This window comes from Photobacterium sp. BZF1, from assembly GCF_014349205.1.
In the GTDB taxonomy this organism is placed as follows: domain Bacteria; phylum Pseudomonadota; class Gammaproteobacteria; order Enterobacterales; family Vibrionaceae; genus Photobacterium.
On record NZ_JACSOF010000018.1, the window covers coordinates 36,801 to 59,699 of the forward strand.

A 22,899-nucleotide genomic window follows, 5' to 3' on the forward strand; every position below is an offset into this window, starting at 1 on the left:
CACCAGACCTTTGAATCACACATTGAAATCGCAGTGGTTATCGTGTCGCGATATTAATGAAGATTTGTGCGCCTACCAGCGGGGCGTGCTCGTCAACATAGTACGGATTGGAGTGAAGGTAGTTACAGATCCCTTTCTCTTTGTTACCCGAGCCCAGGAAGAAGAACGCACCGCGTTTGTCTTCAGTCGCGTTAACCATGTAGCTGAAGTCTTCACTGCCGGTCATTGGCGAACCATTGATGTTCATCATATCAGCAGGTACGGCATCTCCAGCAGCTTCAACTATGCGCTGATAAGCTTCTGGATGGTTGATAATGGCAGGGTAACCGCAGTATGTCATGGTGGTGTTGAAACCACGGAGTTTGCTCTGGGCAACGATGGACTCAAAGCTGCCGCGCAGCACTTCATCGGTTTCACTGTCCATCGAGCGGATAGTCCCGCGCGCCTGTACATTAGCCGCTACTGCATTTGGCACCGTACCACCGTTGAACATGCCGCAGACAAATACCGCTGGTGAGAACGGGTTGGTCTGCTTGGCAACAATGTAGTCCATGTCTTCGATAATACGTGCACCTTCGCGGATAGCATCTAGCCCTTTGTGAGGCGTCGAGCCATGGGCAGATTTGCCCTCGATGTCCAGAGTCCAGGCACTGCCGTAAGAAGACATGATGCCGTTGTTGATGCTGACGAAACCACATTCCAGCGCCGCGTCATTGTGAAGGGCATAGACTTCGTTCACGCCATTCATACAGCCAAGTTCGACCATCTTGTTAGCGCCATCGACACGCATATCTTCTTCAGCCATCTGGAAGATGAAACGCACATTGTGCTTTAGTTCATCCTTGTAAGATGACAGGTACTTTGCCGCTGTAAGCAGTGTAGCCATATGGACATCATGGCCACAGTTGTGGGCACGGCCAGCATGCTTTGAGCTATGCTCGTTGTCAGTAAGGTCATCCATCTCCAGTGCGTCCATATCAGCACGGAAGGCAACCATCTTGAATGAGTCATCAACAATCAAATCAGCGATAAAGCCGGTATAGCCTTCGTAAGTCGTGATTGAGTAGCCACACTCATTCATGATGTTCTGACAGTAAGCCGATGTCTTGTATTCTTCGCCCGAAAGCTCAGGGATTTGGTGTAAATCTTGGCGAGCCGTGATACTGAAAGAGGTTAGCTCAAGCAGTTTGTTATCAATATTAAAACGAGACAGCATTAGATAATCCCTTTCATTGAGAAGCCAATTTGTGCAATCAAAGATGCGCCTAGGAAACAGCTAGTTGAAACCACCAGGAACAATACAATCACTTTCCAAGATAGCTTTTTCAGCTCTTCCATCTTGCCACCCACTGACAGGCCAGCAAAGGCCAACAGAGGAACAGTACAAGACAGGAACTGAACTTTACCGATTGAATCGAGGAAGAAAGTTCTTATCGCTGTTTCAGGCAAACAAATCAAAATACCGATAATGGTCGCGTAAGCAAAAGTCGGTAGCGGTGACTTGATGTAGTTTTTGGCCACCAGAGATAGGAATACCACAATCGACATCGCGATAAAGCTATCCCACATATTGAAGAAGTTGATACCCGTGGTCAGGGTTTGTGTGAACATGGCAAGTAATAGTGCCAAGAACACAAACTTCATATCATTAAGCACCGACTGCATCTTGCACCTCTTTCTTCTGACAAATTTTGTAAACGAATTCGGCAAGTGGAATACCGATGAATGTTAGGGATAGTGCACCTAGCACAGATGAAAGCAGGTTAGATGCTGCAGCAATACTCAGGGCTTGTTGGGCCATCTCAGGGTTAAGGTTGCTGACCAATGCCCCCGATGCTGCACTTAGCATCGAGCCACTGCCCACACCGGTGCCGGCAGCCAGTGCGAGCGGGTGAATACCTGTTAGCGGACCAACACTACCCAGTACACTGAACCACAGGGTACCGATCACCGAACCACACAGGTAAATCGCTAGAACACCGATGTACTCTTTGGTACCCGTACCGTATTTGCCCTGGATTACAGCGATAGAAGGTTCACGGCTAATTGATGAACATGCACCGATGGACTCACGGCCCATTCCGAACTTCACAGCTAGCGGGATAGCGACAAGAATCGGCAACAGGTTTCCAAGCTCTTGGAAAATAAGAGGGATACCGGCATCTAAGATAATATCGATGTTAGGAATGATCATACCTGCATACTGGGTGCCCAGAACAAGCAGGCAGAAGCCAACCATTTTTGATGAGAAAGATTCTTCTTCTTCGGTGAAGATCTTACCCCATGCGCTAATTTTATTACGTACTGGATTTAAAGAAATGATCATCCCGATCGTTACAGCAAACAGCATTGGCAAGATCGCAATGTTTATTTCCCCGAACGAAATATTTTTTGTTCCAATAACAACTTGTGCAATGAATATAACAGCCATTGCGATAACAGTTGATATTGCAACTATTTTTATAGGCGAGCGATTACTCATAGGTTTCTACCTGGTTAGTTATTTTTCGGGATGAGATATTAAAGAAGGCTAAAATATAAAATGTGAAGCAAATCGACTTTGTTGAGAATCAAAAGTTATTAGATATTTTGTTTTTTTGCACTTAAACCAACTGGCAACAAAGCCTATGTAATTGCTAAACATATGATGTTAAATGACTTGTTACTTAACCTAAAAACAACATGAAATTTATGGTTTTTGGCGTGTGAGACAACTGTGCAATGCAGTGTTAACGCTTTGGTGTGGTTGTTGTTTACTTTTTTTAAACGTGCAGGGCCTTGCTTTCAATTAATGTTATAAATGTTATTTTAATTTTTTAGCCGAAAGAGTGGTGAATGATATGCGATTGCATGAAGCAGAGAAAGTTAACGCTATTATGTTGCCAATATTAAAGTGATACTGATTAATTCAATAACAATTTAATTTTTCGGCGGACTATGACCGTTGTTTGGTTTTGATTGTTTCTCGGCTTATAGATACCAAGAAATAATAGAACCTACTAAAAACAATAATATTAATAACTAGCAGCAATAGTTTTTATCGGTGCGTGGACCACCTCGCCTCAATGAGTTTCGCTACCGCTTGCCCCCATTGTTGGTAAATCCGTGGGCCGGGGTGGAAGCCATCAACGGCCATGTGGCCGACATCCAGTGGGCCGCCAATATTGACCAGTTCACAGTCTGGCTGAGTGTCTACCCATTTTGTCAGTTTTCGATTGAAGGCCTTGGCCTTGCTGCCTAAATACCAACGCAAAGGATGGGGCAGGGAAGGGAAAACCTCCATGGGGGGGATTTCATTGAGAATGATGTGTTGGCAAGAGAAATGGTTTCGCAGTGTATTGGTTAGTGTCTGTTGGTGTTGGAGCCACTTAGCTGCACTGGTTGGTTTGGTCACGTCATTTACCCCTGCTGAAATGACCACGACATCATACATTTGCTTGGGGTGTAACAACGCTGACTGGAGCACCTGTTTGGTGGTAAAGCCTGTTTTGGCGATAAGCTGCCATTCGACATGGAACTGTTTTTCCAGAGCGGAGATAAGCTGGCCTGACAAGGCTTGTGATTGACATTCTGCCCCTACACCGGCGGCAGCTGAGTCGCCGAGCAATAGCACTCTGAGCGGCTTTTTACCTTGTCCACTTTGGCCTTGACGTGGCCCTTGGGCTTCATTTAGGCACGGAATAGACTTGCGGACATACTTGCCTTGTAGCCAAAAGATAGGGCCCATCAGAACCAGGATAAGTTGATGCAGCATAGGGAACTCTCTGTTGCTTCTTCCTACCATTTTAGGGTTAAGCCTAGCCCTAATTGACCAAGGCTGCAGGCTCAGAATTAAGAGAGTCGTCTTCTATCTGCGTTGTGTATTTGGTGATGGAGAGAGTGCTTGCTAAGGACCGTGTTTGATTAAAACTGCACCGCTTTTTTCATTACCTCCCGGCCTTCGGTTTCCACATAGCTAAGGAACACTTGGGCAATAGGGGACAAGCTCTCGGCTTTTTTCCATGAAAACGACCATTTAGATTGAATGGGCAACCCCTCGACATTGAGGGTTTTCACGCCATATATCTCGCCAAAGGCAAGCGTATGGGCTGACAGGATTGAAACGCCAAGCCGGGACAGTACCGAATGAATGATGGCTTCATTACTGGCAATAGTCATTTTGATGTTGGGCTTATGCTGCTGCGCATTGAAAAAGCCCTCGATGGCATAACGGGTACCCGAGCCCTGTTCCCTTATAAGGAAATCATGTTGGCAGAACTCTTCCAGTGTCACAGAAGGCTTACCTGCCAATGGGTGGTTGGCTTCGGCAATAGCGACCAGATCATTGGACATAAATTCAATCACATCGAGGTCCAACCCTTCGGGCAAGTGACTAAATACATAGAAGTCATCCAACCCTTGCTCTAGACGGTCGATGATCTGTTGCCGGTTAGCGATGGTAAATTGGATATCAATACCGGGGTAGTGTTCGCAAAAAGGCCCAAGCAAATGTGGGATAAAGTACTTAGCAGTTGTGACACAGGCTAGCCTCAGCGTTCCCGATTTCAGCCCCCTCAGGCTGGAGAGCTGCATATCCAATTCTTCACAGTTTTGCAGAATTTTCTTTGCCGTTGTGACTGTTGCCAGCCCGGCATCGGTGAACTTGAGTTTTCTGCCGACTTGCTGGTACAGCGGTAATCCGATCGCCTCTGCGAGCTTTTTCAGCTGCATAGAAACAGTTGGCTGGGTCAGGAACAGGGCTTCAGAGGCTGATTTGATGCTACCTTCCTCGTAGACAGCCAATAAAATCTCCAACTGGCGAAAGGTGCCAATATGGGCGTGTAACCGAGAAGACATGAGGTTCTCCAAAATACTAATTAGATATTTATCTAATCATAATATAGTTATTATCTATTTTTATCTATTTTAAGCTGACGTTAAGATTTCCTCAATTTCGATGGAGGTCAAGATGAAGATAAGAAATGTCGCTTTGCCAATGCTAACCAGTGCGATGCTGGTTTTGTTTTACAGCTTGAGTGCAGCACTGAGCCAGGGATTGTTGGGTTTTGCTATTTTGGCGGCGGGCTTGGCTGGCTTTACCGTGTTTTCTGCCGTTAAATCCGAACAAACTAAAGGCGCAAAATCAGCCGATGCTATGGCTGGTCAAGCGTTACCGGGCCAGGTTTTGGCTGTTCAAGGTTCAGGGAAGCAATAGAACATGGATGCCGTTGTCGCTTTTTTTGTCCTTGGGGTAGTGTGCCAACTGCTTGGTGCCAAGGTTTCTTTTCCCGAAGGACTATATAAAACCTTGAGTATGTTTCTTATGGTGGCGATCGGCCTTAAAGGGGGCATCGCGCTACAGGAACATATCGACTCAAGCTTGTTTACTATGTCTATTGCGGTTATCGCCTTTGGTTTGTTGTTGCCGCTGATAGCCTATCCATTACTGCGTTATTTTGGTCAGTTGGACCGAATCAATGCCGGTGCTGTTGCTGCCCATTACGGCTCGGTCAGTGTCGCGACCTATGCCGTTGCCGTGGCCTTGCTCGAGGCCAACAACATCAACTATGAAGCTTATTTCCCGCTATTTGTGGTCTTACTAGAAATGCCAGCAATTTTGGTTGGTTTGATACTGGCCAAGGGAAGCTTGAAGCTCATCAACGCCGAATTTATCAAAAAAGAGTTGGTGGCCAACCAAAGTATCCTTTTGATGGTCGGTAGCTTGTGGATTGGCTATTTCGGTGGACACAGCGTGCAGAAACTGTCTCCGTTTTTTATTGAATTGTTCTCGGGCGTATTGGCGTTGTTCCTGCTTAAAATGGGCCTTGTGGCAGGTGAGCAGCTATCGGCACTCAAGAAGAACAGCCTGTTCTTGGTGAGCTTTGCCATTCTGATGCCGATGATAGGTGGCATCGCAGGGACGGGCCTTGGGTATATGCTTGGCTTTAGCGGTGGCGGGATTGCATTAATGGCTATTCTGGGGGCGAGTGCTTCTTATATCGCAGTACCTGCAGCAATGAAAGAAAGCTTACCGGAAGCCAATGCGGGGATGTCGATAACGGCTGCTTTGGGTATTACTTTCCCATTCAATGTATTGCTGGGGGTACCGTTCTTCATAGCTCTTGGGCAATATCTACAGGCTTAGAGCAATATTGATAATCTGCTATTTATACTCACCCTTTGGGGTTAAGGTTGAAGCGGGGCTAAGTACTATACTGCTAGTTATCATCAGCTTTTCCTAGACCGAGAGAGGATAGGATCATGTCAGCGCAAGACAAGTTGGGTGGTTACGCGAGTGGTTTTACCCATTTAGATGCCGATGAGATTGCAGATAACGTGACCTCTGATTACATGCTGTTGGATCAAAATGGCATTGTTCACAGCAGAGAGGGCCTTCAAGCTTATATCACTGGGCTGAGAGAACATGGCGATAATATGGATATTACAGAGGTCATGGTCGATGGCGGTAAGGCGTGGTGTAAGTGGCAAGTTGGCGAGGTTGTGGGAGCAGGCCTAATCAGCTTTGGTGATGAGGGTGTCACGCAAGAGCAACTGTTTTTCCTCTAGCGAAGAACATCAATAAATGAACATAAGGGAGCAAACGAACGTCTTGCTCCCTATTTTATGCTAATTGGCAGTTGCTTTGAGTCCTGCTTATTCCAAGTGATGTTCAAGGGCGTAGTTGGCATCTGAAAAGCTAAAGCCTTTTCGGACCAAGAAAGCGGTGGCCTTTTTCTTCTCGGCAAAATCGACGATAGGGGATTTATACTTTTTATTGAGATGTTCCAGCGCCTTTTGCTGGTCTTCATTCTCTTGCTGTTCGCTATCATCGTTAGCTAGCGTCTGTTCAATGGCTTCCTGGCTGATCCCTTCACTGCGTAGCTTTTGAATCAGACCTGTTCGGCCCATTTTCTTGCTGTGTTTGTTGACTAACCTTTCTGCCAACTTCAGTTCGTGCTCCAAATCTAATGATTGCGCTATGATGGCTTGAATTTTGGCAGGGCTAACCCCTTCTTGTTGCAGGCGTAAGCTGATATCCCTGGCACTCTTTTTACCGGCGTATTTACTGATGGTCCGGGTTATTAATACTTCTAGTTCGGATTCTTCGATAGTCTGTAGCGCATTATCGATATCGTCTTGGCCTACACCTTGGAGCTTAAGCTTTTGTGTCAGTTTAGCTGGTCCATAAGAGCGGCAGCGCGAGTTGACGTAGGTTTCAGCATAGCGTTGGTCATTTAGGTAACCGAGTTCCAGTAAGCGGTCAATCACTTGGTTGATCCATTCGGTGTTGGTTGTTTTATTGGTCAGCTTTTCCTTTAGCTTCATGACGGAATAGCCACGTTGGTTCAACCACCAGATGGCATACTCGTAGACATCCTCGACTTTTTGGGCTGGCTTAGGGCCGGACTTCTTTTGATTGTATGTATCGCCGCTTACCTGTTTTTTAATGCCAGATTGATGCTTGTTACTGCTTTGCTGCTTTTTAAAGGCAGGGCGATTGCTAGGTCGGGTATCGTTATTATCAGGCTGATCAGGAGTCATGTTATCCAGTCTTTGCTGTGTTTATTACTGCCAAGGAATTAAAAGGCGTTATAACAAACAGTCAGTTGAGAATGCAAGGCATTACAATGGGGCATAAATGAAGAAAACTAGAATCACGGCACGCAATCATCGTCGTGCCGCAACTTTGGCTGACTGTCAGGTTAAGCCCGACGTTTTCTGAAGGCGTAAATTCCTGCGCTGGCAAGGGTTTTAAATACCACTCCCCAAGCATTTAACTTGGGTTTGGGATCAAGCCCTTTAGCCATGCGCCACATCTGTTGCTCATACCAAGTGATGCTTAGCATCCCCAAACGGTCCATTGCTTTGTTACCCGTAGTGGGATTAGCTAACGGCATGCTGTAGTTAGCATTGGCTAGCAGTTTGTTTGGAAACTCAGCATCAATTGCCGTGGTGCGAGCCAGACCAATAAAGTCAGTAGCGCCGCTCTCAAGTGCCTCATTCATTGCCGGCGCACTGCGAAAACCACCGGTTACAACCAGTGGCACACCCACTATCTTCCGGACCTTCTCCATATAATCAAGGAAATAGGCTTCTCGTTGTATGGTGCTTTGTTTGGCTGTTTTGCCACTCATCATCGAAGGACTCTCATAGGTGCCGCCGGATATTTCGATTAAATCTATCCCAGCCTCAGCCAAGGAACGGACAACTTGCATGGAGTCTTCTTCGGTAAAGCCGCCTTTCATGAAATCAGCGCTGTTGAGTTTTATGCCAATCGGGAAGTGCTCGCCAACTTGCTCCCGGATCGCGTGGTAAACCGAAAGGACAAAACGCATCCGGTTCTCGAGGCTGCCGCCCCATTGGTCATCCCGTTGGTTGTGCCTTGGCGAAAGAAATTGGCTGACCAGGTAACCGTGTGCACCATGTATTTGTACCCCGGTAAAACCTGCGTCTTTGGCCAGTTTGGCGCTGGTGGCAAACTTAGCGATGATAGCCAGTATTTCTTGTTCAGTGAGGGCTCTTGGGGTGTTGAACCCTTTCTCCAGTCCACGCGACAGGGGGATAGCGGAAGGCGCAACAGGCTCCTTGGTCAAAAAGCTAGGGATCTGTTTGCCAGGGTGGTTGAGTTGCGGCCAAATATGGGAACCATTGTGCTTTCCGGCTTCTGCCCACTTTCTGAAAATAGTGAGATCGCTCTTTTCATCTAGCACGACATTTTTCGGCTCCCCGAGTGCATTTCGGTCAATCATGATGTTGCCAGTCATTGCCAAACCGATCCCCCCTTCGGCCCAACGACGATAAAGGGTGACCAGCCCCTGCTTGGGGTCATGGTTGGCATCACCGAGTTGTTCACTCATCGCTGACTTGAATAGGCGATTCTTTATGGTTGTAGCTTTACCTAGCGGAAATGGGCTATTGAGAGATGGCGTGTTGTTTTCTTCCGTGCTTTGTTGTGATTCTGCTTGCGCCATAGTGATTTCCTTATCGGATATGTTTGGGAGCGATAAAATAAGTACGATCGTGCTTTTTATATCATCCTATAGAACGGATAGATACTGTTCAGATCGCATCAATAGCATTTTTGCTCTGGTGTGAGAGAGATTTTACGGTTGAATTTTTGTAAGGAACAGGTGGTATTTGGGAAGTGGCAAGCGGGGGAATAGTCCCCCCGCTGGTATCGTTGATGGCAGGAGCTTATGCCTTCTTCTGCGCTAGAGAGTGGTCGATTCCACTACTTTGTTGATCTTTGATATCGTCACTGTCGTGTTTGGGCATTGCCAAAGTCATGAATATGGCAACGAGGCCGCTGGTGGTGACCGGGGAAATAAAGATGCTTTGTATGATTTTCGGCATATCGGAAACCACCTCCGGAACTAACATCACTCCTAGGCCCATACCGAATGAGACTGCCATGATCATTAGATTTCGGCGATCCAAATCTTCTCGGGCAATGATTTTGATCCCAGCCGCAGTAACGGTTCCAAACATGACTAATGTTGCTCCACCTATGACTGGTTTGGGTATTGTCATCAAGATCGAACCGACAATGGGAAACAAGCCTAGTACAACAAGAATAAGGGCAATATAGTAACCCACGAAGCGGCTGGCAATTCCTGTTAGTTGAATAACACTGTTGTTTTGGCTGAAGGTTGTGTTTGGAAAAGTATTGAAAACTGCTGCCAACATGGAGTTGATACCATCCCCTAAAATCCCGCCTTTCAGGCGCTTTAGGTATCCTTGCCCTTCGACAGGTTGCTTGGTAACCAAGCAGTTAGCAGTAATATCTCCAGCAGACTCAATCGCTGTGATGGTGTAGATGATGGCGATCGGTAGGAATATAGCCCAGTCAAAATCAAAACCGAACTTGAAAGGGACAGGTACACTGAATAATGGTTGGTTAAAGGCTTGGCCAAGATTCACCATCCCCATGTTATAGGCTAATAGGTATCCGGTAGTGATACCTATTAATATTGCCGACAGCCTGATAATGAGGTGTGAAGAGCGGTTGAGTAAAATAACCATGCTAAGCACGACACCGCCTACCAATAGGTTTTGCCAACTGCCTAAGTTAGGCGCGTTGACCCCTCCTGCAAGATCCGTCATCCCGACTTTGATTAACGATACGCCAATGGTGGTAACAACAATACCGGTAACCATCGGAGTGATAATGCGTTTTAGCTTGGTAAGGCATTGTGAGATTAATATCTCAATAAATGCGCCGACAAAACACACCCCAAAAATCATAGCCAGTATTTGCTCTGGCGTGGATCCATTTGCTTTCATCAAAAGGCCACCGGCTAAGATGGAGCCAAGAAAAGCAAAACTGGTACCTTGGACACATATCATCCCCGCACCGACAGGGCCTATTCTGCGGGCCTGAATGAAAGTACCCACACCAGAAACGATTAATGCCATGCTGATTAGGTAGGGGATATGTTCGCCAAGCCCTAATACGCCACCAATAATTAGTGTGGGAGTGATAATACCGACAAAACTGGCCAGTACGTGCTGGAATCCGGCATACAGAGCTTCTCCTGTCGCGGGTTTATCTTCGAGTTGATAGACAAGATCAGTATCGTTTTCACTTTTTTGATCCTTTTTCATAATGACTTCCTTTTCTGCTGTATTGTTAAAATGGGTATCAACTTAGCTTCCGGCATTTGAGCGCAGCACGTTATTGAGCTTTTTACGTTCTTCGTCGGTCATTGTGGTTTTATTGAGGAATGGCATATCGCCTGTGTCGACAGTTCTGACAAGGATCCGCTCCCTCCAGCGTTCAACATCCTGCCAATTGTCGAAAACCGCACCAAGCGGGGCGACCTTGAAAACATCATCAGTCGGGCTGGAGCTATGGCAGCTGCTACAGCGTTGTTCGATGATGTCCATTACCGTGTGCTGGCTGGGTGTAAGCGGGTCCGCTTGTGAATTAATCATGGCTGGTTGGATAGTGCTCTTGCTATCAAGAAGAGTCGCTGCTGGTAGGCTGATGAAAACCGCAAGCGAGAGCATAGCGACTGAACCTGCACCCAATACCCAAGGTTGGTGCTTGCCACTGTGTTTAAGATTGAAGTAATGGCGGATATAGGCACTGATCAGCAAAATGGCCATACCGACTGCCCAATTGTACGGGTGCTGATATACCATCGGATAGTGGTTGCTGATCATCAGAAACACTACGGGTAAAGTGAAGTAGTTATTATGGACGGAGCGTCTTTTTCCCTCTAGGCCCGGTTTGGGATCGACAGGCTGACCAGCGGTAACTTGCCGGAGCATTTTGCGCTGTCCGGGTATAATTTTGAGAAAGACATTGTTCGCCATAATTGAGCCGATGAGGGCACCCATATGGATAAATGCGCCACGACCACTGAAAAACTGGCTGAACCCGTAGAAAAATAGCGCACCCATTAGCAGCATTACGGGAATAAACACGCTCTGCTTCCGGCTTATCGGTGAGCGCAAAATTAGCTCATAGGCCATGACACCCAGTACTATTCCACCTACACCCATTGCAATCGCTTCGTGAGTACTGAGCACCATAACCCTTGGATCGATGAGGTAGGCTTGGGCATTGAAATAGTACATCCAAAACAGCAACAGCGTGCCGGTGATCCATGTGCTGTATGCTTCCCACTTGAACCAGTGCAATTGCTCGGGCATTGCTGGTGGCGCAGCTTTGTACTTGGCAACTTCATAAAAGCCACCCCCGTGGACTGCCCATAGATCGCCCTTGATACCTTGTTTCTTCTTATGCTCTGGAGGCGTTTTTAAACTGTTATCCAGCCAAGTGAAATAAAAGCTCGCCCCGATCCAGGCAAATGCACAAATGACATGAAACCATTTGATGAAGAGCGATACCCATTCATAGAGTTGTGGCCACATAGATTCCTTTCCTTTTATTATTTTTTGTCGACTTTACTTGTTCGTTTTAATGTTTTACTGAGTGTTAGCTTCCCCTATATGTGCTGTATGAATAGGGTGATAACAAAAGGGGGATGTGATAGTGCCTGTCATCGGTAACACAAAATGTCACCCTGACTTCAGGAAAAAAAACTTCACCGAACTGTTGCTTGCAATAGATATTGGTATCGAACACTAAAGTGTATTGGCCCTGACTGAGTTCTAATTCTTCAAAGCGAACGCGACCATCACTGTCTGTGAATTGTTGATCTAGCGGGGTAGGTGTCGTGGCGTGATACAACGATATGGCAATACCAGCAGCAGGAGTGCCCTTGCTGGTATCAAGGATATGGCAGCTTAGCGTTCTCATTGGAAGGCCTCCATGCGGTGTTTGCTGATTTTAATTTGCTCTTCAGATGCGGTTTTAAGCTCTTGATCAAAGCTCCTATCGATCCGTGCCTTAATGAGCCTGAGCATTTCGGCGGCAGTTTTATCCGAGGCAAACACGATAAAAATAAATCCAAATTTATCGAAATAGGCTTGGTTAAATTGATGGAGGGAGAGCAGCACTTCAGGGTCTGCTACACTGACTTGTTGTTGCTCTTGTTGGCTGAGGTTTTTTCCTTGGGCGTATTTTTTATTCAGCGAATCCAAATCACCGATCATCGGGTGGCCTTCGAACGCTTCAAGCCAGTCGGCAGCGACCATAGCTTCGAAGGCATACTCGCTGGCTTTTATGAAGTCGGCATAGTGTTTATATGGCCCCATCCTTTGCATCTTGGCGCACCAGAACTGGCTGGTACAAATACCTGCAAGCTGTTGGCTATCTAGGGCTAAAGGGTATGCTGTCATTGTTTTCCTCATTGGTAATACAAAAGGGTTCTGTTGCTTTAATGCAAAAAGTTGACCAATTGTTCAGGTTTAGTGGTGGCGGGGCTTCGGACTGAATTTATTGAATTTTTGCGGGAGCTTTCGAGCAATCATGGTGCAGTTGCACGCTTTTTGTGCGTCAGGTTGAATAACGCTGGTGGCTTGACATATCAGCTATTGAAGGGGTCTACTGGGTAGTAACAAGGACGTTGGGGATGGTTGTTGAATGGATACAAAGAGTGTTGCAGTTGAGGAAAACGGTGGGGAAATTAGGCGCCGAAACCAAGCATTAATTCTACAGGCATCAGCTGAAGAGTTTGCCAAGTATGGCTTTAAAGGTACCTCACTGCAGTCCATAGCCGACAAAGTCAGCTTGCCAAAAGCCAATATCCTTTATTACTTCAAATCGAAAACGGGGTTATATAAAGCACTACTGCAAGACATTGTGACAATGTGGAACGACGGTTTTGCAGAAGAAGCTGCCAGCCAGCCACCGAATGACGTTTTGGCCGCTTATATCAACAAGAAAATGCGCTATAGCCGAGAGCATCCCCAGGCGTCGAAAATTTTTGCGATGGAGATAATCCAAGGGGCCCCGGTTATCGGAGAAGATATTCACTTGCCGATGATTGAGTGGTCACAGAAAAAAATCACAGTAATTCAAGCATGGGTTGAGCAAGGATTGATAAGGCCGGTCCAGCCAATGTATTTGCTCTATCTCATTTGGGGGGCGACACAATTCTATGCAGATTTTGATACCGAAATAGGTTTGCTGCAGGGGAAGTCATTAACAGAGCAAGAGTTTGATGAAGCACGTCAGTTTATTGTAGATATGGTATTGCGTGGTATTGCCGTCGAGAACAATTGATTGATAAGGCAGCAGTAAAATAAACAAAAGCCGTTGCTTGGCAACGGCTTCCTTTATTATGCTGACTGAAATTCTTTAATTTTATTTTTTGTTGATAGCTTTGCGTAGCCAGTAGTCTGCGCTCACGTAGCGGCCACCACCGAAGAAGAACAGTACCAAGAGCATAACAAAATAGGTAATGGAGAATTCCATGCCGTTATTTAGGATCACCGGGTCGCCAAGTTCAGTAATGTAGTTGTATCGGCCAGGGAAGTTTTCTGCCAACCACACAATGAAGTTGTTGAAGCGTACCGCAGATTCCATATCGTTCGACGCAATCGCCAACCAACCGTGACTCATGTGAACCATGGCACTAGCTACTGTCATTACCACCATCATAGGAATGGAGATCAAGCGGGTGAATAGACCCAGAGCGATACAAATTAGGCCGGTCACTTCGGTAGCGGTCGCAAGGAAAGCCAGTAACTCAGGAAACGGTAAGTTCAAACCGCCAGCTGATTTTGGTGAGGCGAAGAACTCGACTGTACCGCTAAACCCCATGACTTTCGAGTGGGCACCTTCATAAATCACTGGCAATAGAAACAGGCGGCAGCCTAGTAGGGCTATAAAATCGAAGCGTTTGCATTTTTCGAAAATGCCGTCAAAAAATGACGTGATTGATTGGATCATCATTAATCTCCTGATGATTAATTTGATATTAATATGGTTATCAATGGCTAGTGTTGACTTAAGATCACCAAGCCAGTTTGGTAATAGTGCTTTATCCACTCATGGATGTAGTTTTCCGATAGTTGAGGTGTTACTTGAGCGAGTAATTCATCTAAGGAAATAGAGTATTGATTACTGACAATTTCCAATATGTATCGGTCGTTATAACCCAGTGGTTGAGAAAGCACCTGGTGTTTCATATTTCGGTATATCGCATAGGCTTGAAGTTCCTGATTACCTTTATGGAAAGAGATTTCATTATCGTTAATTGAAAATGGAACCTGGATAAAGGTGACCGTCGGATTTAACTCAACCCTATATTCAGTTAGCAATATTTTTTCTGAAAAAATATCGCTATGAGCTTTCACCCCTTCGGTATTTATTTCAGTGTTGAATATCACCCATTCATATTCCAGCAATGTTTTAAGCTCTGGTTTCACAGCATGGTGTCCGGACTGCATAAAGCGAACAAACTCTGTGGCGATATGATGAAATTCAGGTTCTATTGCTTGGCTGTGTTCAACAAACGCCGTAACCAAATTATTTAACTCATTTTCCTGAAGTTGTTGGCTGAACATCGGAAAAGTTTGGTTAACGACGCTATGAACATTGCCCCAAATAAAGTCATGGTATTGCCCAATGCTTGTTTCCCTGTGTTCATTATGTTGACGGACTCCGTCAGCAAATGCCTGCATCAGAGAGAGCATGTTGCTTGGAGGACAGTGCATATGCTTCGATCTCATTCTGTTCATGATTGCCGTTCATCGCGTACTGATGTATTTGGCAAAGTTCCTGGGTCAATTCTTCGATCGATGGCACAAAGTGATCCCGTTCAAGTAACAAAGGTCTTGGACCATGAAAATCGAAGACATGCCTAGCCAGTTCGATCACTTCAACGGTTACCGCTTTGCCATGGGTATCAAGTAGCGAGTTATCTTGTTGTTTCAAATGCCCTGCGATATGGAAATACCGAATAGCTTTTGAGGGTAAACCTTTAATCATCTCTAACGCGTTATAACCGTGGTTGGTTGCATTAACAAAAATGTTATTTATATCTAGCAATATTTCACATTGGGTTTTCTCAATAAGTTGTGAGAAAAACTCGGCTTCCTCGATATCTCCCGGGTAGCTGTAATAATAGGAGATGTTTTCCAAAACCAGTGGCCGCTGCAAAATATCTTGTACCGCATTGATCCTACCTGATAAATAGTTCAGGTTTTCCCTGTGCCTTGGTATTGGCAATAGGTCATACAGGTAACCTTTGCTGTCACGAGAGAAGCTTAGGTGTTCGCTGTAGATTTCAATATTGAATTTATCCAAAAAGGTGCCTACTTGTTTAACAAATTCCTTATTAAGCGGTTGGGCGTCACCAATAGATAAACTCAAACCGTGCGCAACGAGAGGATATTTTTCTGCAATAATCTCAAGTGCGTCTTGCTTAACTCCGCCAATATTCATCCAGTTCTCTGGTGCCAATTCTAGAAAGTCAATGTCACTATTGGCTGGTTGCTGGCAGAGAATATCCATATGTTCGTTACGAAGACCTATCCCTTTGCTAAAAGGTGTTATTGTCCGCATAACCCACCTGCACATTTTCCTGGCTGGGCGACAGTGGCTTTTTCTGTTTCAAGCCCTTGTCCTGAAATACCGCATTTACCGTCACGGGCACGAACTAGCTTGTCTTGTGGATCTGAATTTAACTCAACCTTGGCGAAGATTTTCTCGGTACCACATTTACCGCTGGCACATTTACCACCGTTGTTGCTGCTAGGAGCTGATACCACGGGTTTTTGTGCGGCTGGTGCGCTGTCCTGTGACTCAGCGTGTGCAACGCCGGCATTCATCGCCAGAACAGATGTCATTGCGATAGAAAGTACGATTTTATTGTTCATTGCTTTGCTCCATGATTGCGCTCATTGGGTAGCTTGATAGGTCGCGGCCAGCGTAGATTGGCCCTTTGTAGTATTTTTTCACGATTTCGATGGATTCATCTTTAAGGACTAGGCCTTTACCCATCCAGTGGTTGAGCACCAGTGCTTTAGGGTTAATGGTTTGGGCAATCTTGCCGATAGCCGAAGGAGTACCATGCATGAAGGATGAAATTGCATCTGCGTTTTCGTCGATGGCCATTGGCATGACTAGCAGATCGGCGCCTTTGGCAAAATCGAGGAAGCTTTCATCTGTACCGTTTTGGTCTGCTGACACCACCATGATGCCTTTATCAGATTCAATGCGGTAAGCCAGAGTTGGAACGTCACCGTGAGGGATCCCTTTGGCGTAAATGGTTAGGCCGTCGTCCTCGTAAACTTTTGTCCCGGTTTTCTTGTGGAAATCCACGTCTTGGATTGAGACAGGGAACAAGCCATCGCTGCCGTCATAAATACCGTTGAGGTAAGCGTATGCGCCAGAGTCATGATTGAACTGGGCGTCCATGTATTTGGTCAAGCTAGGGAAAGCCCCTTCGCCAGTAGGACCAGCAATAGCAAGGGTAGAAGAGCGATTGAAGAAGTAACCGCCTTTTAGTAGTGCTGGTAGGTCAGTCACATGGTCAGTATGGAAGTGGGTAACACCCAAGAAGTCGAGTTCTTCCATGCGTGAACCTGATTGTCCGAAACGTAGGTAAACGCCTGCACCGGCATCGATAAGGATTTTGGATTTACCTTTCCACCAAATGACTTCACCAGAAGAAGCACGGACATCATCGGTAATCGGGCCGCCAGAGCCAAGTAGTTGTAGGGTATAATCAGTATCAACAGGTTTGAGGGGAATTGCGTAAGAGAAACTTGAAGCAAGTGTTAACCCAGTCGCAACAAGTAGTGTTTTTAATGTAAATTTCATAGCGCTTACCTTTGTCGTTCAATATTAACTTTGACTTAATTACTGCGAAAAAGATCGTTTTATTGATGTCGGTCAAAGTGTGTGACTAAGATAAGAGATAGGGAAGGTTATGTATATTTGATTGTGTTTAATTGATGGTTAACACCTGCTTAATCTGTTTCACATTCATTGAGTTTGCTAATACCGATATGATTTTCTGTTGGCTGAAAAATAAAAACTCGCCAAAAGCGAGTTTTTATTTCGTGTGAATGTTATCTCTATTAAATATTACGGAGTGTTATTTATAGAGAGATAATTCACAATATGTTGGCACTCATACTTCTTACAGTATTAGTCTTTTTTCCAGTTTTGCTCATTGCGCTCCATGCGGAATCCATTTTTAATTCCGATGTAGCTGGCGAAAGCCAAACCAATAACCCAGGCTGCATACCACATAATAGATGCTCCTTAATACAAAGTTGTTTTATTCTCTTCGATATAACTCTTGTCAATACGGCCGAACATCTTGCGATAGCACCACAAGGTGTAGCCGAGAATGACAGGCACCATGATGACTGATATCAATGCAACAATTCCCAGCGTCTTTTCACTCGAGGTTGCATCCCATATTGTCAGGCTGTGAGATGGGTTGATACTCGATGGAATGATGAACGGGAATAGTGCGATACCCGCAGTCAGTATGATACTGGTCACCGTTATGCTCGACATCGCAAAAGCGGTACCGTCTTTTTGTTTTTTCGCTGATAGCGCTGTAAAGATCGGTGCAATCACTGCCAGTGCCGGAATGATCCAAAGAACCGGATAGTGGTTGAAGTTCTGGAACAAGCCGTGCGCTACAGTGATAACCTCTTTGTTCAGTGGGTTAGCTGCTGCATCTGTGGCTATCGCACTGGTAATTTGGTAACCGTCTAGGTTGTAAGCCCAAATCCCTGCGATGACATAGAGTGCTGCTGTGACAATGGCCGACAACTCACTCAATGCACAGGCTCTAGTATGTAGCGAGCCGGTGGTTTTCATTTGCAGCCATGTTGTGCCTTGGGTCAGAATCATGCTGAGGCTAAGTAAACCACATAGCAGGGCAAATGGATTCAGTAGTCCCCAGAAGCTGCCTTTGTAGCTGGTCATCAGCAGGTCATTCAATACAAATGGAATACCTTGCATCAGGTTACCGAAGGCGACGCCAAAAATGATAGTCGGAATCAAACCACCGGCAACTAAGGCCTTGTCGCAGACATCTCGCCAGACTGGACTATCGATTTTTGAGCGGTAATCGAAGCCTAGCGAGCGTAGCCATAACGATGCCAGGGCAAGAAGCATCGCGAAATAAAACCCAGAGAAAGAGACCGCGTAGACCAGAGGCCATACGGCGAAGATAGCACCGCCAGCGGTAACCAACCAAACTTGGTTACCGTCCCAGTGAGGGCCGACGGAGTTGATCATGATGCGGCGATCGGTTTCATTTTTCCCTAGGACAGGGAGCAGAATACTGACCCCCATATCAAAGCCATCTGTGACAGCGAAGCCAATAAGCAACAGGCCAATTATTACCCAGGCGAGGCATCGCAGTGTTTCGTAATCAATCATAATATAACATTCCTTAGTGGCTAGTTGCTGAAGTCAGCGCTCGGTCTTCGGGCTGGTTCTCAAAGTGGTAACGACCTGTTTTGAGAGCACTTGGCCCAAGTTTGGAGTAGCGGACCATTAGGAATGATTCAATGATCAGGAATAGGGTGTACAGCACGTAGACCATGGCGATAGATAGCATGATTTGACCCGGTTCAAGCTGGGAGGCTGCCATATTCACCGGTAGTACTTCACCCACAGCCCAAGGTTGACGGCCGTATTCAGCGACAATCCACCCCGCTTGGCTCGCAATCCATGGCAGTGGCATCGAGATAAGGGCCAACTTGAGCAACCATCGTTTCTGCGGTAGGGATTTACGGCAGCTATACCATGTGGCCAAGGCAAACAGCATAACCATTAGCATGCCGCAACCAACCATAATCCTGAAGCTCCAGAATAGCGGTGCAACTTGCGGGATAGTGTCTTCGGTTGCTTGCTTGATCTGTGCTTCGGTCGCATCGACCACAGAGTTGGTGTAAGACTTCAGCAGTAACCCATAACCGAGATCTTTTTTCACTTCGTTGAAGGCTTGGACATCGTCTTCGGTGTGGAATCCGCTACGCAGTTTTTCCAGCAGGCCATAGGCAACCATACCATTGCGGATCCTAGCCTCGTTTTGCTTCATCAAGTCATCGATACCCATGACTTGTTCATCCAACGAGCGGGTTGCAATGATGCCCATAAGGTAAGGGATCTTAATGGCGTAGTCGGTTTCCTTGGTTTCTTGGTTAGGGAAGCCAAATAGCGTGAAGGATGCAGGCGCTTCTTCGGTATGCCATTCGGCCTCAATCGCTGCCAGTTTGACTTGCTGTACGTCACCGAGTTCGTAACCAGACTCATCACCTAGTAGCAATGTACCCAGAATAGCGGTAAGTCCGAATGCTGCAGCCACTGCAAATGAGCGGCGAGCAAAGGTGATATCTCGGCGTTTTAGCAGGTAGAAGGCACTGATGGCCATAACAAACATAGCGCCAGTGGTGTAACCGCCGGCGACGGTGTGCAAGAATTTAACCTGAGTGACTGGGTTGAAAACGACTTCGACAAAGTCGGTCATTTCCATGCGCATGGTTTCAAAATTGAACTGTGCGCCGACCGGATTCTGCATCCAGCCGTTAGCCATCAAAATCCACAGGCCGGAAAAGTTCGAACCCAGTGCCGTCAACCAAGTGATGGCAAGGTGCTGGCGTTTTGAAAGTCGGTCCCAACCAAAAAAGAACAGGCCGACTAGAGTTGATTCGAGGAAAAATGCAATAAGCGCTTCGATGGCCAGGGGCGCACCAAAGATATCCCCAACATAGTGGGAGTAGAAAGACCAGTTTGTCCCGAACTGGAATTCCATGGTGAGGCCAGTAGCAACACCAATCGCAAAGTTAATCCCGAATAACTTGCCCCAGAACTTTGTCATGTCTTTATATATTTGCTGGCCTGTAATGACATACATGGTTTCCATGATTGCCAGCAATACGACTAGCCCTATGGTTAAGGGCACGAAAATAAAATGGTACAGCGCCGTCGTGGCGAACTGTATCCGTGATAGTTCGGCTACTTCGTTGAGCATGATTTCCTCCCCGTCAGGCTGATTGACGGAATATTTCTTTATATTTCTTGGATATTCTCTATCGGGTCGAGCAACACATAGAGCGGGGAGAATGGTAATGCTGGTACAGAGTTAAGGGTAGTCAAACATATATAATCACGGGTTAAGTACCTCTTAACAATGACTGAATGAATCATTGTTTAGGTTCGATATATTCACAGAAGCTATTGATTGCTGGTAAGGTCTTTTTGCCTAGGGGGCGAAATGGATGAGCTGACATATCTGACTCCTTATTGGATCATTTTAGCTTTGAGTCAGAGTATGTCGTTGGCAAGTGATTAATCGAATGTTGATAGCAGACAATTTGTTGTCGAAAGCGACCATAACGGTCGCTTTCATATTAATCAACGTTTTAAAGTCCCAGCAGGCGAGCTACGGATAACTCGGCTTTGTTGGTAATAGGTGGTATGGGTACTCTGGTGCACCGTTGTTTTTGATACCATGTTCAAACGCGATGCCTTCAATTTGTACATCACCTAGGTTTCCATATGTTGTATCAATAACGTCTTGTGCATCAATCCAAATGGAGATTTTGCCATAAGGTGTGATCTTGAAGATATTACCTCCACCGTTATTTGATCCATTATCTTGAGCATCATTGTGGTTACTTGCATATAAGTTGTAATCATCGTCGTAGGCTAGCCCGCCTTCCATATCGACTTTGCCATTATTCTTGACGATAAGGTCCCACTCAGTTGCGATAGTCGAAACATAACCTTTTCTGTCAATGTTATAGATAAAGTGGGCACTGGAATCATCAGCAAGGGTGATATCTCCATCATCGTTTCTGGTCATGAAGCCATCAGGATCATCAAAGGCTCGGGCATCCTTTTTAGTACCTGTTAGTATTTCTTCAGGTTTGATTCGGTCATATTCGTCATTTTGAATATCAAACTCGACTTCGATATCTTTATAGTCGCCACCAAAAATAAAGACCCAAGGTGATTTAATTGTGCCTTTACCTTTAACTTCAACATCACCTTCACTTAACTGCGTCTTTTTAACGATTTTGGTTTTCACTGTTTCTGCGCTATCACCAACTTTAAGGTTTAAATCTCCTATCGTTACATCAGAATCACCAATATCCGTATTGCTACCACTTATCACTCTAACTCTAACTTCAAGCTCAATTTTCCCGCTTTGTGCATCAGTTCCGAGAGCCTCAATATGATTTTGCCCTTCGACAGCTTCTTTTGTCGGGTTATCTTCACCTGGTGTTTCTTCTTTTGATATTTCACCATCAGCATTGATGAGGTTGTATGTGTGAATGTCGGTTAGGCGGTAGCCTTCAGGATCATTAAATGTCCAAGGGGTGCCTATTGTGCCACGCCCCATAACGATGACTTTTTCGTTGAGAGCTTTTTTGATGATACTCGCAACCTCATAGGGTGTTGCATCCCAAGGTATTGGTTCTGTTTTGACTTCTTGCGGGTCATAATCGGTATCTTCTACAAAAGTCAAAGAAAAAGTGCCATCAATATTGTCTGGTTTTAGTGGTGCGTGGTAATTACCGGGGTAATAGCGTTCATAAGATAGCGGTGGGTTGGTTTTATCATTGATTAAATAACGGTGTTATCTTTAGAAAGCTCATGTGGGTCAACACCTGGTCCGCTCGCATATATTTCTGGATCATGATAGCCATACATATATGGGATTTTGTAAACGATATTTGGCGTATCATCCGAAGCGAGATAGATATAACGTGAATCAGCAGAAATAGCAGGTTGAATATCGAAAATGAACCCTTCGCCCAGCGCTTCGAAATCTTCTTTCTTGGCAAATCGGTAAAAATCACCGGTAACAGGGTCGACTTTCAATACGTCGTCGCTTGCGTCCTCACCGACATAAAGTTTGCCATCAATACCCATGACAAGCCCTTCAAAGTCAGGAAATTCGCCGTCGTTTACTTGCATTGCATCATCAGAGTCAATCAAGATTGATAACTCATTATATTTATCAAGTTTCAGTAGGAATTCTTCGATAATTGGTGGGTTAGGACCTTCATACTCATATGGAACCATTGCTTCCACACCGAATATGATTGAACCATCTGGTAATGCAACGATAGCTTTGTTATCGAGGTTAATATCCTCAAAAGCACCACCATCTTCGTTAATGGCATCTAAAATATCTTGTCGACTGATCTTGATAGAAATTTCTTTCTGAGGAGTTATTTCTAGAACACAGTCACAATCAACCTCTAGCGCGTAAAGGTTTGCTGTCCTTGATGGGGGTAATAGTTGATTAGCTGGCGGTGATATAGCATAAGCATTAGCTGCCAATCCCAGACCGACCCCAAGGGCTACTTTAGATAGGGTTTTATATGAAATAGCCATGACTTTCACTCTTATTGTTGTGGAGTAAAAAGCATAGATATTCTATGATGTCTTAATTTCTATACAAAAATAAAAAAGCACTACAATGTGATTAGTTAACTGATATTAAATGCAATAAATTATTTTCAGCAAAATAATTCGTTATTATATTCATGATTAATTGCTTAGAAAACCGTATTAAG

Annotated in this window: 25 protein-coding genes; 4 read left to right on the forward strand and 21 right to left on the reverse strand. The window is 45.5% G+C overall.

All coding sequences use genetic code 11. The annotated features are described in order from the left end of the window. Positions 1-37 precede the first annotated feature (37 nt). The 5 genes from BIZ37_RS05915 to BIZ37_RS05935 form a co-directional block, all read right to left on the reverse strand. Positions 38-1,216 (reverse strand): M20 family metallopeptidase, encoded by a 1,179-nt coding sequence (locus tag BIZ37_RS05915; protein ID WP_187460704.1) that lies wholly within the window; start codon positions 1,214-1,216, stop codon positions 38-40. Further along, the gene (locus BIZ37_RS05920) at positions 1,216-1,665 is read right to left on the reverse strand and encodes a hypothetical protein (RefSeq protein WP_107297873.1); all 450 of its coding nucleotides are present in this window, start codon (positions 1,663-1,665) and stop codon (positions 1,216-1,218) included. Before BIZ37_RS05920 ends, BIZ37_RS05915 begins: the two co-directional genes overlap by 1 nt. Further along, positions 1,649-2,482, reverse strand: coding sequence for a DUF3100 domain-containing protein (locus BIZ37_RS05925; protein WP_187460705.1), 834 nt, complete (start codon positions 2,480-2,482; stop codon positions 1,649-1,651). The genes BIZ37_RS05920 and BIZ37_RS05925 overlap by 17 nt, the downstream gene beginning before the upstream one ends. 555 nt (positions 2,483-3,037) lie before the next feature. Then, entirely contained in the window at positions 3,038-3,754 is a 717-nt protein-coding gene (locus tag BIZ37_RS05930; RefSeq protein ID WP_187460706.1) for an SGNH/GDSL hydrolase family protein, read from the reverse strand. Between the two features lie 149 nt (positions 3,755-3,903). Continuing rightward, on the reverse strand, positions 3,904-4,836 hold the full coding sequence (locus BIZ37_RS05935; protein WP_187460707.1) for a LysR family transcriptional regulator: 933 nt from the start codon (positions 4,834-4,836) through the stop codon (positions 3,904-3,906). A gap of 112 nt (positions 4,837-4,948) precedes the next feature. Between BIZ37_RS05935 and BIZ37_RS05940 the strand changes: the two genes are divergently transcribed. The 3 genes from BIZ37_RS05940 (at position 4,949) to BIZ37_RS05950 (ending at position 6,546) form a co-directional block, all read left to right on the forward strand. Continuing rightward, on the forward strand, positions 4,949-5,194 hold the full coding sequence (locus tag BIZ37_RS05940) for a hypothetical protein (RefSeq protein ID WP_187460708.1): 246 nt from the start codon (positions 4,949-4,951) through the stop codon (positions 5,192-5,194). A 3-nt stretch (positions 5,195-5,197) separates the two neighbouring features. Beyond that, on the forward strand, positions 5,198-6,124 hold the full coding sequence (locus BIZ37_RS05945; protein ID WP_187460709.1) for a sodium-dependent bicarbonate transport family permease: 927 nt from the start codon (positions 5,198-5,200) through the stop codon (positions 6,122-6,124). Between the two features lie 116 nt (positions 6,125-6,240). After that, positions 6,241-6,546 (forward strand): nuclear transport factor 2 family protein, encoded by a 306-nt coding sequence (locus tag BIZ37_RS05950; protein WP_187460710.1) that lies wholly within the window; start codon positions 6,241-6,243, stop codon positions 6,544-6,546. Positions 6,547-6,633: 87 nt separating this feature from the next. On the opposite strand, the gene BIZ37_RS05955 is transcribed toward BIZ37_RS05950, so the two are convergent. The 6 genes from BIZ37_RS05955 to BIZ37_RS05980 all read right to left on the reverse strand — a co-directional run bounded on the left by BIZ37_RS05955 (position 6,634) and on the right by BIZ37_RS05980 (position 12,729). Continuing rightward, a complete protein-coding gene (locus BIZ37_RS05955) occupies positions 6,634-7,521 on the reverse strand; it encodes a regulatory protein RecX (RefSeq protein WP_187460711.1) in 888 nt (295 codons plus the stop codon). Between the two features lie 161 nt (positions 7,522-7,682). Further along, positions 7,683-8,951 (reverse strand): NADH:flavin oxidoreductase/NADH oxidase family protein, encoded by a 1,269-nt coding sequence (locus BIZ37_RS05960; protein WP_187460712.1) that lies wholly within the window; start codon positions 8,949-8,951, stop codon positions 7,683-7,685. Positions 8,952-9,174: 223 nt separating this feature from the next. Continuing rightward, positions 9,175-10,584, reverse strand: a complete 1,410-nt coding sequence (locus BIZ37_RS05965; protein ID WP_187460713.1) for a uracil-xanthine permease family protein — start codon at positions 10,582-10,584, stop codon at positions 9,175-9,177. A gap of 42 nt (positions 10,585-10,626) precedes the next feature. Continuing rightward, the gene (locus tag BIZ37_RS05970; protein ID WP_187460714.1) at positions 10,627-11,859 is read right to left on the reverse strand and encodes a urate hydroxylase PuuD; all 1,233 of its coding nucleotides are present in this window, start codon (positions 11,857-11,859) and stop codon (positions 10,627-10,629) included. Between the two features lie 64 nt (positions 11,860-11,923). Further along, positions 11,924-12,247 (reverse strand): hydroxyisourate hydrolase, encoded by a 324-nt coding sequence (uraH, locus tag BIZ37_RS05975; RefSeq protein ID WP_187460715.1) that lies wholly within the window; start codon positions 12,245-12,247, stop codon positions 11,924-11,926. Beyond that, positions 12,244-12,729, reverse strand: a complete 486-nt coding sequence (locus tag BIZ37_RS05980) for a 2-oxo-4-hydroxy-4-carboxy-5-ureidoimidazoline decarboxylase (protein WP_187460716.1) — start codon at positions 12,727-12,729, stop codon at positions 12,244-12,246. Before BIZ37_RS05980 ends, uraH begins: the two co-directional genes overlap by 4 nt. Positions 12,730-12,973: 244 nt before the next feature. Here BIZ37_RS05980 and BIZ37_RS05985 point away from each other — a divergent pair, with 244 nt between their 5' ends. Next, positions 12,974-13,615, forward strand: coding sequence for a TetR family transcriptional regulator C-terminal domain-containing protein (locus BIZ37_RS05985; RefSeq protein WP_187460717.1), 642 nt, complete (start codon positions 12,974-12,976; stop codon positions 13,613-13,615). An 81-nt stretch (positions 13,616-13,696) separates the two neighbouring features. Here the strand turns inward: BIZ37_RS05985 and BIZ37_RS05990 are convergent, their stop codons facing one another. From BIZ37_RS05990 to BIZ37_RS06035, 10 genes are all read right to left on the reverse strand, one after another. Then, on the reverse strand, positions 13,697-14,284 hold the full coding sequence (locus BIZ37_RS05990) for a DoxX family protein (RefSeq protein ID WP_107297887.1): 588 nt from the start codon (positions 14,282-14,284) through the stop codon (positions 13,697-13,699). 47 nt (positions 14,285-14,331) lie between these two features. After that, positions 14,332-15,018 (reverse strand): putative DNA-binding domain-containing protein, encoded by a 687-nt coding sequence (locus BIZ37_RS05995; protein WP_187460718.1) that lies wholly within the window; start codon positions 15,016-15,018, stop codon positions 14,332-14,334. Next, the gene (locus BIZ37_RS06000) at positions 15,002-15,901 is read right to left on the reverse strand and encodes a DUF692 domain-containing protein (RefSeq protein ID WP_187460719.1); all 900 of its coding nucleotides are present in this window, start codon (positions 15,899-15,901) and stop codon (positions 15,002-15,004) included. The genes BIZ37_RS05995 and BIZ37_RS06000 overlap by 17 nt, the downstream gene beginning before the upstream one ends. Next, positions 15,889-16,215, reverse strand: a complete 327-nt coding sequence (locus BIZ37_RS06005) for a hypothetical protein (protein WP_187460720.1) — start codon at positions 16,213-16,215, stop codon at positions 15,889-15,891. Before BIZ37_RS06005 ends, BIZ37_RS06000 begins: the two co-directional genes overlap by 13 nt. After that, positions 16,205-17,161 (reverse strand): MBL fold metallo-hydrolase, encoded by a 957-nt coding sequence (locus BIZ37_RS06010; protein ID WP_187460721.1) that lies wholly within the window; start codon positions 17,159-17,161, stop codon positions 16,205-16,207. Before BIZ37_RS06010 ends, BIZ37_RS06005 begins: the two co-directional genes overlap by 11 nt. 330 nt (positions 17,162-17,491) lie before the next feature. Next, entirely contained in the window at positions 17,492-17,596 is a 105-nt protein-coding gene (locus BIZ37_RS06015; protein WP_187460722.1) for a cytochrome bd oxidase small subunit, CydX/CbdX family, read from the reverse strand. Positions 17,597-17,608: 12 nt separating this feature from the next. After that, positions 17,609-18,745 (reverse strand): cytochrome d ubiquinol oxidase subunit II, encoded by a 1,137-nt coding sequence (gene cydB, locus BIZ37_RS06020; protein ID WP_187460723.1) that lies wholly within the window; start codon positions 18,743-18,745, stop codon positions 17,609-17,611. Between the two features lie 13 nt (positions 18,746-18,758). Further along, positions 18,759-20,342, reverse strand: coding sequence for a cytochrome ubiquinol oxidase subunit I (locus tag BIZ37_RS06025; protein WP_187460724.1), 1,584 nt, complete (start codon positions 20,340-20,342; stop codon positions 18,759-18,761). Between the two features lie 411 nt (positions 20,343-20,753). Further along, entirely contained in the window at positions 20,754-21,842 is a 1,089-nt protein-coding gene (locus BIZ37_RS06030; protein ID WP_187460725.1) for a hypothetical protein, read from the reverse strand. A gap of 98 nt (positions 21,843-21,940) precedes the next feature. Then, a complete protein-coding gene (locus tag BIZ37_RS06035) occupies positions 21,941-22,717 on the reverse strand; it encodes a hypothetical protein (protein ID WP_187460726.1) in 777 nt (258 codons plus the stop codon). Between the last annotated feature and the right edge of the window lie 182 nt (positions 22,718-22,899).

What these genes read in the sequence shown, in the direction of transcription:
- BIZ37_RS05915 (WP_187460704.1), bottom strand. Translation starts at nt 1,216, where the DNA reads ATGCTGTCTCGTTTTAATATTGATAACAAACTGCTTGAGCTAACCTCT.
- BIZ37_RS05920 (WP_107297873.1), bottom strand. Translation starts at nt 1,665, where the DNA reads ATGCAGTCGGTGCTTAATGATATGAAGTTTGTGTTCTTGGCACTATTA.
- BIZ37_RS05925 (WP_187460705.1), bottom strand. Translation starts at nt 2,482, where the DNA reads ATGAGTAATCGCTCGCCTATAAAAATAGTTGCAATATCAACTGTTATC.
- BIZ37_RS05930 (WP_187460706.1), bottom strand. Translation starts at nt 3,754, where the DNA reads ATGCTGCATCAACTTATCCTGGTTCTGATGGGCCCTATCTTTTGGCTA.
- BIZ37_RS05935 (WP_187460707.1), bottom strand. Translation starts at nt 4,836, where the DNA reads ATGTCTTCTCGGTTACACGCCCATATTGGCACCTTTCGCCAGTTGGAG.
- BIZ37_RS05940 (WP_187460708.1), top strand. Translation starts at nt 4,949, where the DNA reads ATGAAGATAAGAAATGTCGCTTTGCCAATGCTAACCAGTGCGATGCTG.
- BIZ37_RS05945 (WP_187460709.1), top strand. Translation starts at nt 5,198, where the DNA reads ATGGATGCCGTTGTCGCTTTTTTTGTCCTTGGGGTAGTGTGCCAACTG.
- BIZ37_RS05950 (WP_187460710.1), top strand. Translation starts at nt 6,241, where the DNA reads ATGTCAGCGCAAGACAAGTTGGGTGGTTACGCGAGTGGTTTTACCCAT.
- BIZ37_RS05955 (WP_187460711.1), bottom strand. Translation starts at nt 7,521, where the DNA reads ATGACTCCTGATCAGCCTGATAATAACGATACCCGACCTAGCAATCGC.
- BIZ37_RS05960 (WP_187460712.1), bottom strand. Translation starts at nt 8,951, where the DNA reads ATGGCGCAAGCAGAATCACAACAAAGCACGGAAGAAAACAACACGCCA.
- BIZ37_RS05965 (WP_187460713.1), bottom strand. Translation starts at nt 10,584, where the DNA reads ATGAAAAAGGATCAAAAAAGTGAAAACGATACTGATCTTGTCTATCAA.
- BIZ37_RS05970 (WP_187460714.1), bottom strand. Translation starts at nt 11,859, where the DNA reads ATGTGGCCACAACTCTATGAATGGGTATCGCTCTTCATCAAATGGTTT.
- uraH (WP_187460715.1), bottom strand. Translation starts at nt 12,247, where the DNA reads ATGAGAACGCTAAGCTGCCATATCCTTGATACCAGCAAGGGCACTCCT.
- BIZ37_RS05980 (WP_187460716.1), bottom strand. Translation starts at nt 12,729, where the DNA reads ATGACAGCATACCCTTTAGCCCTAGATAGCCAACAGCTTGCAGGTATT.
- BIZ37_RS05985 (WP_187460717.1), top strand. Translation starts at nt 12,974, where the DNA reads ATGGATACAAAGAGTGTTGCAGTTGAGGAAAACGGTGGGGAAATTAGG.
- BIZ37_RS05990 (WP_107297887.1), bottom strand. Translation starts at nt 14,284, where the DNA reads ATGATCCAATCAATCACGTCATTTTTTGACGGCATTTTCGAAAAATGC.
- BIZ37_RS05995 (WP_187460718.1), bottom strand. Translation starts at nt 15,018, where the DNA reads ATGCAGGCATTTGCTGACGGAGTCCGTCAACATAATGAACACAGGGAA.
- BIZ37_RS06000 (WP_187460719.1), bottom strand. Translation starts at nt 15,901, where the DNA reads ATGCGGACAATAACACCTTTTAGCAAAGGGATAGGTCTTCGTAACGAA.
- BIZ37_RS06005 (WP_187460720.1), bottom strand. Translation starts at nt 16,215, where the DNA reads ATGAACAATAAAATCGTACTTTCTATCGCAATGACATCTGTTCTGGCG.
- BIZ37_RS06010 (WP_187460721.1), bottom strand. Translation starts at nt 17,161, where the DNA reads ATGAAATTTACATTAAAAACACTACTTGTTGCGACTGGGTTAACACTT.
- BIZ37_RS06015 (WP_187460722.1), bottom strand. Translation starts at nt 17,596, where the DNA reads ATGTGGTATGCAGCCTGGGTTATTGGTTTGGCTTTCGCCAGCTACATC.
- cydB (WP_187460723.1), bottom strand. Translation starts at nt 18,745, where the DNA reads ATGATTGATTACGAAACACTGCGATGCCTCGCCTGGGTAATAATTGGC.
- BIZ37_RS06025 (WP_187460724.1), bottom strand. Translation starts at nt 20,342, where the DNA reads ATGCTCAACGAAGTAGCCGAACTATCACGGATACAGTTCGCCACGACG.
- BIZ37_RS06035 (WP_187460726.1), bottom strand. Translation starts at nt 22,717, where the DNA reads ATGGCTATTTCATATAAAACCCTATCTAAAGTAGCCCTTGGGGTCGGT.